Origin of the sequence: Streptomyces sp. NPDC012474, from assembly GCF_042955185.1 — a bacterium.
Lineage (GTDB): Bacteria > Actinomycetota > Actinomycetes > Streptomycetales > Streptomycetaceae > Streptomyces > Streptomyces cahuitamycinicus.
Map to the genome: position 1 here is coordinate 184,770 of NZ_JBIBEP010000001.1, position 13,496 is coordinate 198,265.

The 13,496-nt window shown below is 72.0% G+C and carries 13 protein-coding genes; 8 read left to right on the plus strand and 5 right to left on the minus strand.

Annotated features, from left to right (window positions below; all coding sequences use genetic code 11):
* Positions 1–24: 24 nt before the first annotated feature.
* Together ACFY9S_RS00780 and ACFY9S_RS00785 are read right to left on the minus strand one after the other, a co-directional pair.
* The gene (locus ACFY9S_RS00780; RefSeq protein ID WP_391120954.1) at positions 25–1,041 is read right to left on the minus strand and encodes an SEC-C metal-binding domain-containing protein; all 1,017 of its coding nucleotides are present in this window, start codon (positions 1,039–1,041) and stop codon (positions 25–27) included.
* Between the two features lie 128 nt (positions 1,042–1,169).
* Complete coding sequence (locus tag ACFY9S_RS00785) at positions 1,170–2,645, minus strand: beta-1,6-galactanase (protein ID WP_391120957.1); 1,476 nt, start codon at positions 2,643–2,645, stop codon at positions 1,170–1,172.
* A gap of 223 nt (positions 2,646–2,868) precedes the next feature.
* On the opposite strand from ACFY9S_RS00785, the gene ACFY9S_RS00790 reads away from it, so the two are divergent.
* The 7 genes from ACFY9S_RS00790 (at position 2,869) to ACFY9S_RS00820 (ending at position 9,570) form a co-directional block, all read left to right on the plus strand.
* Complete coding sequence (locus ACFY9S_RS00790) at positions 2,869–3,180, plus strand: DUF6412 domain-containing protein (RefSeq protein WP_391120960.1); 312 nt, start codon at positions 2,869–2,871, stop codon at positions 3,178–3,180.
* 92 nt (positions 3,181–3,272) lie between these two features.
* Entirely contained in the window at positions 3,273–3,983 is a 711-nt protein-coding gene (locus tag ACFY9S_RS00795; protein WP_391120963.1) for a membrane protein insertase YidC, read from the plus strand.
* Between the two features lie 143 nt (positions 3,984–4,126).
* Entirely contained in the window at positions 4,127–4,984 is an 858-nt protein-coding gene (locus ACFY9S_RS00800; RefSeq protein ID WP_391120966.1) for a fumarylacetoacetate hydrolase family protein, read from the plus strand.
* A 320-nt stretch (positions 4,985–5,304) separates the two neighbouring features.
* Entirely contained in the window at positions 5,305–7,116 is a 1,812-nt protein-coding gene (locus tag ACFY9S_RS00805) for a protein kinase (protein WP_391120969.1), read from the plus strand.
* A 63-nt stretch (positions 7,117–7,179) separates the two neighbouring features.
* Positions 7,180–7,773 (plus strand): hypothetical protein, encoded by a 594-nt coding sequence (locus tag ACFY9S_RS00810; protein ID WP_391120972.1) that lies wholly within the window; start codon positions 7,180–7,182, stop codon positions 7,771–7,773.
* Between the two features lies 1 nt (position 7,774).
* Positions 7,775–8,305, plus strand: coding sequence for a hypothetical protein (locus ACFY9S_RS00815; protein WP_391120975.1), 531 nt, complete (start codon positions 7,775–7,777; stop codon positions 8,303–8,305).
* Positions 8,302–9,570, plus strand: a complete 1,269-nt coding sequence (locus tag ACFY9S_RS00820; protein WP_391120978.1) for a hypothetical protein — start codon at positions 8,302–8,304, stop codon at positions 9,568–9,570. Before ACFY9S_RS00815 ends, ACFY9S_RS00820 begins: the two co-directional genes overlap by 4 nt.
* Positions 9,571–9,606: 36 nt before the next feature.
* On the opposite strand, the gene ACFY9S_RS00825 is transcribed toward ACFY9S_RS00820, so the two are convergent.
* From ACFY9S_RS00825 to ACFY9S_RS00835, 3 genes are all read right to left on the minus strand, one after another.
* Positions 9,607–10,473: a TIGR03620 family F420-dependent LLM class oxidoreductase gene (locus tag ACFY9S_RS00825; protein WP_391120981.1), complete on the minus strand. Its 867-nt coding sequence runs from the start codon at positions 10,471–10,473 to the stop codon at positions 9,607–9,609.
* Between the two features lie 112 nt (positions 10,474–10,585).
* Complete coding sequence (locus ACFY9S_RS00830; protein WP_391120984.1) at positions 10,586–11,107, minus strand: heme-degrading domain-containing protein; 522 nt, start codon at positions 11,105–11,107, stop codon at positions 10,586–10,588.
* Entirely contained in the window at positions 11,104–12,195 is a 1,092-nt protein-coding gene (locus ACFY9S_RS00835) for a Gfo/Idh/MocA family oxidoreductase (protein WP_391120987.1), read from the minus strand. Before ACFY9S_RS00835 ends, ACFY9S_RS00830 begins: the two co-directional genes overlap by 4 nt.
* A 95-nt stretch (positions 12,196–12,290) precedes the next feature.
* Here ACFY9S_RS00835 and ACFY9S_RS00840 point away from each other — a divergent pair, with 95 nt between their 5' ends.
* Complete coding sequence (locus tag ACFY9S_RS00840; RefSeq protein ID WP_391122879.1) at positions 12,291–13,445, plus strand: ROK family protein; 1,155 nt, start codon at positions 12,291–12,293, stop codon at positions 13,443–13,445.
* The last annotated feature ends 51 nt before the right edge of the window (positions 13,446–13,496 follow it).

The following is a 13,496-nucleotide window of genomic DNA, read 5'->3' on the forward strand; positions in this document are numbered from 1 at the left end:
ACCACCGCGCTCGGCCCCAGAGTTTCAGACAGTGCTGCCGTGGCACTGGCCGTACGCCGTGCCCGACCCACACCAGCAAGCCGCCCCCCGCTGCGGCGGCCAAGCCACCGCCCGCCCTCGTGCCGCCAGGGTCGTCGCGTACTGCGGTAGCAGGGTCGCGTCGCCGGGGGAGGAGAGTTCCGATGCGGCGAAGGCCTCGTAGGACGGGACCGTGCCCGTGACGATGCCCAGGTTCGGGGTGCCGGAGGCGGACAGTTCGCGCAGGGCCGTCTCTATGGTCGCGAGGTGTTCCTCGTGGGTCGGGTACTCCGACGTGAGGGTCGGGTACGCCTCCAGGAGTTCCGAGAGTTCGCCCGCCGGCCAGTGCAGGACCGCTACCGGGAACGGGCGGGAGAGGGCCTCCCGGTAGGCGCCCAGTTCTGCTCGGAGGCGGAGGATCTCCGCCTCCAGTTCCGCGGGGTTCTCCGAGCCCAGGGACCAGACGCGCTTGGGGTCGTGGAGTTCGTCCAGGGTGATCGGGAGGGAGTGGACGGTGTCCGCCAGGGCGTCCCACTCGTCGTGGGACTTGCCCAGCATGCGCCGTACGCGGTGGCGGCCGAAGAGGAGGGGGTGGGTGGCGTAGGGAGGCTCCTCGACATCGGTCAGGAGGCGCTGCACGGCCTCCGTGAACGTCTCGTGGGCCGCTTCCAGTTCGTCGTGGGACTCCAGGGACTCCGCGACGATCACCCAGGGCGCCGGGTCCTTCGGGGACGCCACCCGGACGCCCTCGATGATCGCGCGGGCCTCGGCCTCGTGGCCGTACTCCCAGAGGTTCGAGGCCTTGAGCGCCCGAACCAGGTGGAGGTTCTCCAGGCCGTCGGGGGAGGACAGCAGGCGGTCGTAGAGGGTGGTCGCGGTGGGGCGGTCGCCGGAGAGTTCCAGATGGGCCGCTGCCCGCAGCAGCAGGGCCTCGGCGTCCTCCGGATACAGGCCGGCGGTCCGCTCCAGGCGTGCCGCCTCGGCGGTGTGGTCGACGTTTTCGGCAGGCGTGTCGGGGCGCATGGGGGACACCGTACTGCCGGGAGGTGACGAGCGTGAGAGATGCGCAGGCCAGACCACCCAGGCCTCCCGAATTCCCATGCTCGCCACCCAGGCTTCACCGTTCGCCCCGAACCGCCGCCCTCGCCGACCTACCGCGTCACGCCGTCGATTTGCAGGGTTTGGACCGACTTCGCGGCGAATGGCACGCTTACCGATTTGCCGTTCAGGCGGATGTCCGAGCGGGGTGTGTAGAGGTCGCCGCCGCCCGTCGTGACCGTGTTCCAGCGGGGGACCAGGCCTCCGGAGCCGCCCGTGACCGTCGAGAAGCGGGAGAGGTCGAAGGTGAGGGTCTGGGCCGAGGCCGCGGTGTTGACCGCCACGATCACCAGCCGGCGGGCCGTCGCGTCGTACGCCGCCACCGCGTAGCCGACGCCCGTGTCCAGGATCGTCATGCCGGGACGGATGTGGCGGCTGAACTGGGCCATCACGTAGAGCTTGGTCTGGACGGTGGTCGGCTGCAGGGTGTTCGCGTCGTAGGCGATCATCGCCCAGCCCGACGACGGGTCCATGACCTGCCAGTAGCACCATGCCGTGGGGTGCAGCCAGCGGAAGTCGAGGCAGAGGTTCGAGGCCATGGTCAGGCCGGTGCCGTCGCTGTCGCCCGTCTCGGAGTTCCACAGCTTCTTGCGGGAGGTGGTCACCACGTCCGTGTAGAGGAGGTCGCGGCGGCCGCCCGAGCCCTGGTAGCCGTGCACGTTGACCTGGGAGACCAGGCCCTTGGCCGTCGAGTTGAAGGACGACCAGGTGGAGCGGGCCGTGTCGTAGTTCGTCTCGTCCGAGGCGGCTATGCGGAGGCCCGTGAGGCCGCGTTTGTCCAACTCGCTGCGCATGTGGGGGAGGACGGCGGCCTGGACCGCCGGGTCCATGTGGCAGCCCTCCTGGGTGCCGGTCGCGGTCCACCAGGTGGAGGCCGGCTCGTTGAAGGGGTCGACCGTCGCGAAGTTCACGCCCCAGTTGTTCTTCGCGTACAGGGCCGTCGCCGCCAAGTGGCTCGCGTGCTGGCGGTAGTTCCAGGTCTGGAGGTTGTTGCCGCCGCCCGCCGCGCCCGAGGGGTTGTGGTTGCTGCACATCCACCACATGGGGGAGTTGGCGAAGAGCTCGGTGATCGCGCCACGCTGGGTCGCCTTCACCAGCATCGCGCGCTGTTTGGCGTCCGCCGTCCACTTCCACGCCGAGGAGGTGGGGTCCTCGTTGTGCCAGTCCTGCCAGAAGCCCTCGATCTGCTTGAAGCCGGGGATGTTGGGCGACTTCACCATCGTCTCGCCGCCGACGCTGTTCCAGCTGCACGCGCCGAGGTTGTAGCGGGCGATGTTGAGCCCCAGGCCGGGGAGGGAACGGCCGTTGTACGTGACGGACTTGGTGGTGAAGAACAGGTCGGCGAAGTCGTCCCGGGCGCCGAAGACGTTGGCCCACCAGGCGAGGGAGGTGCCCCAGCCCTCCCAGGTGCCGTACGACGTCGACGGGTTGACGGCGATCGTGGCGTCCGCGTGCGCGGTGCCCGTCGCCAGGGCGCTGCCGAGGAACGTACCGCCTGCTGCGGACAGCAGGGTTCTGCGTCGTATCACGGCTCCTCCGTAAGGGAGATGAGGGCAGACGCCGGTCCCCGGCCCGGCGTCGCAGGGGTGTCCCGTGGTCGGGTGACGAGAAGCATCGGGGGTGGCGGGTGGGTTGTCGAGAGTTCCGACGAACCTTTCTCAAACCCGTGTACGAAGTCGCGGGCCCGCTCGCGGAGGTGATCCTATATAACGAACAACAGGGCATACACACGTACGAGAGGAGGGGCAGCCGATGTACCGGATCTTGGCGACGCTGCGTCCCGCCCTCGTGCTGCTCTTCCTGCTCGTCGAAGTGGCGCTGCTCGACACCGGCAGCCTCTCCGCCACCGTCGCCCTCGCGGCGACCACAGCGGCCTCGGCCGCCCTCGCCCTGTGCGCCGTCGTCGCCTCGCGCTGCGCGCCCGCCGTGCCGCGCACGCGGGTGCGTACGGCCATCCGCGACCGGGACCGGCGTACGGCCTTCCTGCCCCAGCGCGATCCCGACGCCCGAGGGCGGACCCGGCCCCGGGCACCCGGTCACGCCCTCCGGGCGACCGTCGCGTAGGGGCGCATCCACACGTCATCAGGTGACCCCGCGCGGGTCGTCATGCCGCCATTCCCACTTCCGGCACGACGAGACCCCCGGAGGGCTCACCCATGTCCGTCTTCGCCAACCTGGTCGAGCACCTTGCCGACCTGCTCCAGCCGCTGTTCGGCGCCTCGGCCGCCGCCGCGGCGATCGTCCTGTTCACCGCGCTCGTACGGCTCCTCGTCCACCCCCTGTCCCGCGCCGCCGCGCGCGGCCAGAAGGCCCGGACCGCGCTCCAGCCGAAGATCGCCGAGCTGCGGAAGAAGCACGGCAAGAACCCCGAGAAGCTCCAGAAGGCCGTGCTGGAGCTGCACGCCGAGGAGAAGGTGTCGCCGCTGGCCGGCTGCCTGCCCGGGATGCTCCAGATCCCCGCGTTCTTCCTGCTCTACCACCTGTTCTCCAGCGAGACGATCGGCGGCGAGGCCAACGGGCTGCTCGGCCACCGGCTGTTCGCGGCTCCGCTGGGGGAGCGGTGGGCGGACGCCCTCCAGGGGGGTGCCCTCAGCGGGGCGGGACTCGTCTACGCCGGGCTGTTCCTGGTCGTGGCCTGCGTCGCCGCGTTCAGCTACCGGCTCAGCAAGCGCATGTTGGCCGCCAACCCGGCCGCCCGGGCCGGCGGTGGCGAGCAGCCGGCCGGGCTGGGGGCGGTGACGAAGGTGATGCCGTTCATGTCGTTCTTCACGCTGGTCACCGTGGCCGTCGTACCGCTGGCCGCCGCGCTGTACGTCGTGACCAGCACGACGTGGAGTGCCGTCGAGCGGGCCGCGCTGTACCGGTGACGCGGGGGCCCGGGTCCAGTACGTGAACGGGGTATTGCGGAGGGCACTCCCAGCTTGGAGGATCGACCAGTCCTCCGATGGCTGTCCCGCCGCATCCGGGTCGCGCGCATCGGCCGGGCGCCCGCGATCGAGGGAGACTGATCATGAAGCTGCTGCGAGTCGGTACGGCGGGGGCGGAGCGGCCCGCGCTGCTCGACGCCGAGGGGGCCCTGCGGGACCTGTCGGGCGTCGTCGCGGACATCGACGGCACGCTGCTCGCCGACGAGGACGCGCTCGGCCGGGTCCGGTCCGCCGCCGACGCCGGTGACCTGCCGGTTCTGGACGCCACCGGGCTGCGGATCGGGCCCCCACTGGGGCGCATCGGCAAGATCGTCTGCATCGGGCTGAACTACCACGACCACGCGCGTGAGACCGGCGCCGAGCCGCCCGCAGAGCCGGTCGTCTTCATGAAGGCGCCGGACACGGTCGTCGGGCCGGACGACACGGTCCTCGTGCCGCGGCGGTCCCTCAAGACCGACTGGGAGGTCGAGCTGGCCGTCGTCATCGGGCGTACGGCCAGGTATCTCGGGTCCACGGAGGAGGCCCTGGCGCATGTCGCCGGGTACGCCGTGGCGCATGACGTGTCCGAGCGGGAGTTCCAGATCGAGCGCGGCGGGACCTGGGACAAGGGGAAGAACTGCGAGACGTTCAATCCGCTGGGGCCGTGGCTCGTGACGGCGGACGAGGTGCGCGATCCGCAGAACCTGTCCCTGAAGCTCTGGGTCAACGGGGAGCTGAAGCAGGACGGGACGACGGCCGAGCAGATCTTCCCGGTGGGGGAGGTCGTGCGGTACCTCAGCCAGGTCATGACGCTGTACCCGGGCGATGTGATCAACACCGGGACGCCGGCCGGGGTGGCACTGGGCGCGCCCGAGCCCAAGCCGTTCCTGCGGGCGGGGGATGTCGTGGAGCTGGAGATCGAGGGGCTGGGGCGGCAGCGGCAGGAGTTCAAGGACGCCTGAGGGGCGGCCCCGCGCGAGCGGACGGCGCCCTTTCGCGGCGGACCAGCCGCCGGAGGCAAATTCGGTGACTGCGGCTTCAGACAGCTCGGCTTGCCCCCTTCCGGACGGCGCATGGCGTGAGGACAGCAGGGTGAAATGCGCCCCCAGCGCAGTTGTGCGCGATAGGAGCGCGTGAAAAGCGCGCGCTCCTATTCGGACTCTCATACCGCTCGATGTGCGGAAATCAGCCAGTACGGTTGGCCGTCGGGTGGACCGAGCAGGGCGCGCTCCGGAGGGGGCTGTCGCGCCGGTCTCGCACCCTGACGCTGAACGGGGGCACCGTGCGGGTACTTGCGGAGCGGTACGAGCTGATCGAAGAAGCGGGACGTGGCGGCATGGGCCAGGTCTGGCGCGCCACGGACCGGGAACTCGGCCGTGTGGTCGCCGTGAAGGTCCTGCCGCCGGAGCTGACCAGGCACGAGGAGTTCCGGGTCCGGTTCCGCAGGGAGGCCCGCACCATCGCCTCGCTCAGCCACCGCAACATCGCCGTGCTGCACGACGTGGGCGAGGACGTGCGGGAGGGCGAGGCGACCCCTTTCCTGGTCATGGAGTTCATCGACGGCCGCACCGTGGCGGACGCGCTGGCCGAGGGGCCGTTCAAGGTCGACCGTGCTCTCGACATCAGCCGGGGAATCGCGGATGCCCTGGCCCACAGCCACGGTCAGGGCCTGGTGCACCGGGACATCAAACCCTCCAACGTGATGCTCACTTCCGAGGGCGGGGTCAAAGTCCTGGACTTCGGGATATCCAAGGTGGTGGCAGAGACCACCACCCGCCTGACCGCGACCGGAATGACGGTCGGGACCCCGGCCTACCTGTCACCGGAGCAGCTGACCGGTGGAGCGGTCGACGGGCGCTCCGATCAGTACTCCGTGGGCTGCCTGCTGTACGAACTGCTCACCGGACGCCCGCCTTTCCTCGGCGACTCCCCGTTCGCGGTGATGCATCAGCACATCAGCAAGGAGCCCGTCACCCCGTCCGAGCTGCGGCCGCAGATCCCGTCGGCGGTCGATGAGGTCGTGCTGCGGGCGCTGTCGAAGGACCGGGAGGAGCGCTTCGCCGGCATGGGCGAGATGCAGCAGGCGCTGGCCCGAGCGGGGATCAGAGTCCCCGCCCTGCCGACGGTGCCCCCGGCCCCGCCGGTCCCGCCGCCGTCAGAAGCCGGGCCCGGGCGGACGATGCTGGCCGAACAGCCGACCCAGGCCGCCTCGGTGCCGAGGCAGGCCGCTTCCACACCTCCGCCGCCTCCCACCGGCCCTGGCGAGGCGGCGGCCGGCCACGGCGATCGGACAACCGCCGCCTCCTCGGCGTCGACCGCCACCGCCACCTCCACCTGCCCCGAACCGACCGACGCCGCCGCAGAGCGGTCCCCGCGCGGATGGCGACGACGACTCCCGGCCGGGAACCGCGTGACGGCCCTGCTGGGCCTCCTGGTCTCGGCCGTGGTCGTCCTCGGCCACCAGGACCTCGACCCGTCGGCCGACTACCTCGTGCCGTTGGCGGCGATCGCGGTGCTCGGACTGGCCGCATTCCGCTGGTTTCCCCTGACCTCCACGCTTCTGTGGTGGGGCGCCGGTGCCCTGGTCACCGCAGGCGTCACCGCCGGGGCGGCGGCCGAGGAGAGCGACTACGCCTTCGTCTCCGAGGACGACTTCGACGGCCCCCTCCACTTCTACGGCCCCTACTACAAGGACTACTACGAACTGCCCGAGGACCCCTCCGGCCACACGCTGTTCGAGGAGGATTACGACGGAGGATACGAGCCCGCGTCGGCCATGGTCTCCATGGACTACACGGGGCACGAGCCGATGTCCTTCCTCGCCGTGCCGGTCCTCGTCCTCGCCGTCCTGTGCCTGGTCAGGACTCTGTGCACCCGGCGGCACTCGGCTCTTCTGGCGGCCTCCGGCATCACGCTGGCCGGACTGGGGATCGGCTGGCTGGCCTTCGGGGCGGATGCCCAGCTGACGGTCTTCTCCGGCGCCTGGGCTCTGACCGCACTCGTGGCTCTCGTCCAGGAGCTGCGCGGCCGCCGAGAGCCGGGCCCGCGGCAGCCCAGGACCCGGCGCCGTCTCCGGTTCGTCGTCGCCGAGTAGAGACGGCCCGCACATCGCCGGGCGGGCAGTCCCCGCCCTCTCTCGAGAGACAGGGCTCAGCTCATGACGTTCTTACGCGCGCGCGGCATGCGCGGCATAGCAGGAGCAGTACTGGTGGTCGCGGTCGTCGCGGGTTGCGGGGACTCAGGTGGTTCCGGGGACGCGGGGGCATCCGGAGGTTCCGGGCAGCCGCCGGGCCCTCCGTCCCGCACCGAACCTAGCCGCGACATCTCCGAGCCGCCCTCCGCGCCACCGGCCGACGACATCACCGAACCGCCCTCCGCCACACCGGCCGACGACATCACCGAACCGCCCTCACCCTCGACGCCGGAGCCCCCCGCGTCATCGGCGTTCGCCGCGCCGGAGGGATCCGTTCCCGGTGAACTGGTCGGCGAATGGGACGGGGACGGCACCTCCGTGCGGTTCGACAAGATCCGCTTCTCCAGCGGTGGCGACGTGAGCCTCATCTACAACAACGGTCTCGTACTCGAAGGATCAGCGGTGGTCGAAGGCACCTCCATGACCCTGTACGTGCCGGGAGGCCCCATCCCCTACGCGTACTGGTCGATCGAGGAATTCGACGCCGGCTACGGGTACACGTTCGAGAATCTCAGGCTGGACGGGATCAGTTACGTGCGCCAGATCGCCGGTGGCTGAGATGGCTGTCACCGGTGCGCTCCGCCCGTTGCTTCTCGTGGCCCTGCTCATGGGCGTGACGGCCTGCACCTCCGGAGGCGAACCGCCCGGCCCGGGGCCCACGCCCCGTACGGCCTCGCCCACCCCGGCGCCGGGCACCACGCATGCCGATCCGCCTGGACAGGCGCTCCCGCAGGGCCTCGTGGGGACCTGGCTGAGCGACTCGAAGGACAGCGACGCCGCCCTCACGTACCGCTTCCGGGCCGACGGCGGCTACACCTTCACGGGCGTCCTCGCCTACGACTCCCCGGACGGCATCGTCCAGGTCACTCACGCCTCGGAAGGCACGACACGGGTCCGAGGGGCACAGCTCGTCATGACGCCCGGGAAGGCCGAGACCTCCCGTCGGGACCCGGGCGATCCCGAAGGCGACTACTCCAAGAGGCCCGCCGCGCGCACCCCGCAGCGTCACACGTGGGAGGTGACGGGCGACGTCCTCGCTCTCACCGACCGGAAGGGGCTGAGGGTCACCTACGAGCGGCGGTCGCCGTGAACCCGTCGACCTCGCGGTTCGCCCCCCGCATCCGGGTCCAGATCGTCCTGCTCGCCGTCATCACCGTGGCGACGCTTCTGTCCGCATGGGCGTTCAGCGAGGCCTCCGGGACGTACCAGGACGCGGTGCGCCAGGAGATCACGCGTCAGGAGACCCTGCTGGACGATGTGCGCACGGTCTACACCGAAGACGCGCGCCTCGCGTTCGAGGTGGCCGCGGCCTCGGCGCGCGCCGACGCGCTGAGACCGGTCCGCCACGAGGGCAGGACCGCCGCGTCGGAGTACGAGATCGCCGCCCAGACCGCGTTCGCCCTGCGCAGCACCGCCGATTCCGGGAGCTTCCTGCACGACGCCTACCGGCACCGGAAACTCGGCTACGACCTGCCCCGCCGACTCGCCGACCTGCAAAGGGACAAACCCGCACGCTACGGCCTCGCGCCAGAGGCGACGATGCGGTCCGGGGACACATGGGTCAGGTGGGGACTCGGGTTCGCGGCGCTCGCCGGGGCGGCCGTCATCGCCGGGGTGGCCGCCGCGAACGTGGTGCGGCCACGCGCCCTGCGCAGACCACCGGGGCCGGACCGTCGGCGCGTCATCAGGAATCTGCAGCTCATCCCTCAGCCGGCCCTCACGCGCAGCGCAGAGAGCCGCACCGCCGCGCTGCTCCAACTGCTCATCGTCGTCCTGCTGATGGTGCTTCCCCTCGGGGCCGTCTACGCGGCCGGCGGCGAACAGCGGGCCCAGGCGGAGGCAGCCCGCAAGGCCACCCAGCTGGGTACCGCTGCTCTGGCCTTCGGCCAGCGCATGGCATTCCTGGGAGAGAGCCGCCGAACGGCGGAACTCACCGAACTCCGGGCGATGGCCCGCGAACGCGCCTCGCTGGAAACCGGGATCACACCCGGCCAGGCACGGCACGAGCGAGTGGTGGCCGCCGTCGAGACGCGTGCCGCGGAACGGGTGCGCGAGATCGCCGAGTACATGGGGCGTCCTCCCACCCGCGCCGACCGCGTCGACGCCGCGACGGTGACTACTCTGGCCGAGGATCCCGAGCACCTGTCGGACCTTCGGGACGAGCAGAAACGCCAGGTGTCCTTCGCGGAGCTGGCCAGCAGCCGCGGCGTGTACCTCGGCGCGGCGGCAGCCATGGCCGCCATCGCGCAGATCCTGGTCGCCGCCGCTGTCGCCGACGGCCGCCGCAGGTGGCTGCTGTGGCCGGCCGGCGCCGCGGCGTGCTCGACCGTTCTGACCGTCATGGCCCTGATCTGAACCGGGCCCTGCCGGACCACCCCTGACGGAAGCAGCTCAGGCGAGCAGAGCCGCCACCTCCCGCCACGCCTTCCTCGGGAGGGTGTCGCGGGGTTCACCGGTCAGGATCTGGAGGGCGACGTGGTCCGCGCCCGCCTCGAAGAAGGCGTCGATCCTGGTGCGGATCGCCTGGTCGTCGCCCCAGGCGAACAGGGCGTCGACCAGGCGGTCGCTGCCGCCGTCCGACAGGTCGTCCTCGGTGAAGCCGTGCCGGAGGAAGTTGTTGGTGTAGTTCGGCAGGGGGAGGTAGATCTCCAGGAATTCGCGGGCCAGGGCGCGGGCGCGGACCGGGTCCGTCTCCGGGACGACGCCCAGCTCCGGCGCCAGCAGCGGGGCGTCGCCCAGGATCTCGCGGGCGTGCGCCGTGTGCTCCGGGGTGACCAGGTACGGGATCGAGCCCGCCGCCCGGTCGCGGGCCAGCCGCAGCGACTTCGGGCCCAGGGCGGCCAGGAGCCGGCGGTCCGACGGGACTCCGGCGGCGTCCAGGCCGTCGAGGTGGCCGACCAGCGCCGAGTACGGGCGGGCGTACTGCTCCACCCGCTTGGCGTGGCTCACCCCGAGGCCCAGCAGGAAACGCCCGGGGTGGGCCGACTCCAGGTCCGCGAAGGCCGTGGCGGCGGCGTCCGGCTCGTGCTGCCAGATGCTCTGGATGCTGGTGCCGACCGTGAGCGTCGAGGTCGCCTCGATCAGCGGGGCGGCGTTGGCGGCGGAGCTGTTGCCGCCCAGCCAGACGGCGCCGTAGCCGAGTTCCTCCAGTTCGGCGGCGGCCTCGGCGAGTTCGCCGCGCCGGTCCGGGTCCTCCGAGCGCAGGCCTGCGCTCCAGATGCCGTACCGGCCGACGGTCTCCTTCAGCGGGGTGGTCATGGGGTGGGGTCCCTCCGGTGGGCGCCGTTGTCGATCACGCGTACGCAGATGCCAACCGGAGAGGGTCCCCGGTCATTCCGGGCTCATTCCGGGCTCGTTCCGGGAACGGGAGTCAGCGGTCCAGGAACCGCTCCAGCGCCTCCACCACCAGCCGATGGTCCTGCAGTTGGGGCAGCCCGGACACCGTCACCGCGCCGATCACGCCCACGCCCTCGACGGTGATCGGGAAAGAGCCGCCGTGGGCCGCGTAGGTGTCGGGGTCGAGCCGCGAGGACTCCTCGAACGTGCTGCCCTTGGCGCGGAAGCGGGCGCCCACCAGGTAGGAGGCGGAGCCGTAGCGCTCGACCACCCGGCGCTTGCGGGCGATCCAGGCGTCGTTGTCCGGGGAGGAGCCCGGCAGGGCCGCGTGGAACAGCTGCTGGCCGGAGCGGTGGATGTCGATGGCGACCGGGGCCTGCCGCTGCCGGGCCAGCTCGACGAGGAGCGAGCCGAGTGCCCAGGCGTCGTCGTGCGTGAACTGGCGGAACACCAGGTGGCGTTCCTGCTTCTCCAGCTCCTCCAGGCTCGGGGTGAGCTCCGGGTGGAACTTCGGGGTGAGCCCCTGGCTGTGGGAGGGGTTGCTCTTGTGGGTCACAGCGTCACCGTCACCTTCTCGCGGGCCGAACGACGGGCGGCCTCCAGTACGTCCAGGGCGGCGGCCGCCTCCCGTGCGGTCACCGGATTCGGGGCGCCCTCCAACAGGGCCTTCGCCACGGCCGCATAGTAAGCCGGGTAGTCGCCCGGGAGGGTGGGTTCGGGGCGGCCGCCGCCGGTCACCGGGGACTCGCCGGAGCCGACGCGGCCCCACAGCGACTCCGGCTCCGCACCCCAGCCGGGGCCGGGGCGCAGGCCGTCCCGGAGCGCCGCCTCCTGGGGGTCGAGGCCGTACTTGACGTAACCGGCGGTGGAGCCCAGGACGCGGAAGCGGGGGCCGAGTTGGGCGGTCGTCGCGGAGACGTGGAGGTGGGAGCGGACGCCGCCGGTGTGCGTGATCGCGATGAAGGTGTCGTCGTCCGTCTCGGCGCCCGGGCGGCGGATGTCCGTCTCCGCGTAGACGGAGGCCGCCGGGCCGAAGAGGACCAGGGCCTGGTCCACGACATGGCTGCCGAGGTCGTAGAGCAGACCTCCGATCTCTGCCGGGTCGCCGGACTCGCGCCAGCCGCCCTTCGGCTTCGGACGCCAGCGCTCGAAGCGGGACTCGAACCGCCATACGTCGCCCAGCTCGCCCTCGGACAGCAGCTTGCGCAGGGTGAGGAAGTCGTTGTCCCAGCGGCGGTTCTGGAAGACGGAGAGGAGCAGCTCGCGCTCCTCTGCCAGGGCGGCCAGCTCGCGGGCCTCGGCCGCGGTGCCCGCGACGGGCTTGTCGACGACGACCGGCAGGCCGGCCTGCAGCGCGGTCGTCGCGAGCGGCACGTGCGTCTTGTTCGGGGACGCCACGACGATCAGGTCCAGCTCGGCGGCCCGGGCGAACAGCTCGTCCGGTGAGGCGGCGAGGCGTACGTCCGGGAACTCGGCACGGGCCTGCTGCTGCCGTTCCGGGTTCGAGGTGACCACCGTGTCGAGGGCGAGGCCCTCCGTGGCGGCGATCAGCGGGGCGTGGAAGACGGAGCCGGCGAGGCCGTAGCCGACGAGGCCGACGCGGAGGGGCGAGCCGGGGGCTGTGCCGAGGGGTGTGCCAGTCATGCCGTCCACTTTGGCAACGCTGTTGCCAAAGTGCAAGCGCCGGGGACAATGGGGGCGTGAACAGGGCGGACGACCGTACGGGCGGAGTGGGCGGCATGCGCGGGGCGGGAGCGTCGGGGGCATCCGGGTCGGCTGGGCCGGGGGCTGGCGGGGCCAACCTGCTCGCCCCGCGCAGCCACAACGCCGCGCTCGTGCTCGACCTGCTGCGCACGGCCGGGCACCAGGGCATCAGCCGGCTCGAACTCGCCGAGCGCACCGGGCTCACCCCCCAGGCGGTCAGCAAGATCACGGCCCGGCTGCGGGACGACGGCCTCGCGGCGGAGGCCGGGCGCCGCGCGTCGACCGGGGGCAAGCCGCGCACGGTGCTCCGGCTGGTGCCGGAGGCCGGCCATGCGGTCGGTGTCCACCTGGACCGGGACGAGGTACGGGCCGTGCTCGTGGACCTGCGGGGCACAGTCGTGGGGGAGCGGCGTGCCGCCCTGGACCTGGGGGCGGGGGCGGAGGCCGTGCTGGGGGAGGTACGGGAGACGGTGACGAGGCTGCTGCCGACCGGGCTCGACGAAATTCGACCGGGGTCGGCCGACCCGGACCCGGCCCTGCTCGGCGTGGGCGTCGCGTTGCCCGGGCCGCTCGATCATGCCCGGGGAGTGCTGCACCGGGTGACCGGATTCCCCGAGTGGGACGGCTTCCCGCTGCGGGAGGCTCTGGCGGAGCGGCTCGGCGTGCCGGTCGTGGTCGACAAGGACACCAACGCGGCGGCGCTGGGCCTCGCCGCCGGGGGTGAGGGCGGCTCCTTCGCGTACCTGCACCTCGGCACGGGGCTCGGGGCAGGGCTGGTCATCGGCGGCGGCGTGCACCGGGGGGCCAGGACCGGGGCCGGGGAGTTCGGCCACCAGGTGATCCAGCTCGACGGCCCGCCCTGCACCTGCGGGAACCGGGGCTGTGTCGAGGCACTGTGCCTCGGTGCCGTGGCACGCGGTGATCTGCGGGAGGCGGCACGGGTCCTCGGCGCCGGCGCGGCGAACCTCGTCGGGCTGCTCGACATCGACGTCGTCCTGCTCGGTGGCCGGACGGTGGCGGCGGCCCCGGAGGCCTTCACGGACGGCGTCGGCGCGGTGCTGCATGCCTGGGCCCGGCGCACGGGCCAGGACGCCGTACCGGTGCGCGTCGCGGCCGGAGGCGGCGGGGCCGTGGCGGTGGGCGCGGCCGAGCTGGTGCTGGGACCGGTGTTCGGGCGTGGGGGCGGCTGAAGCGCCGGGTGGTGGATTGGCTCGGCCGGCCTCTCGAACGACCGCCGACTC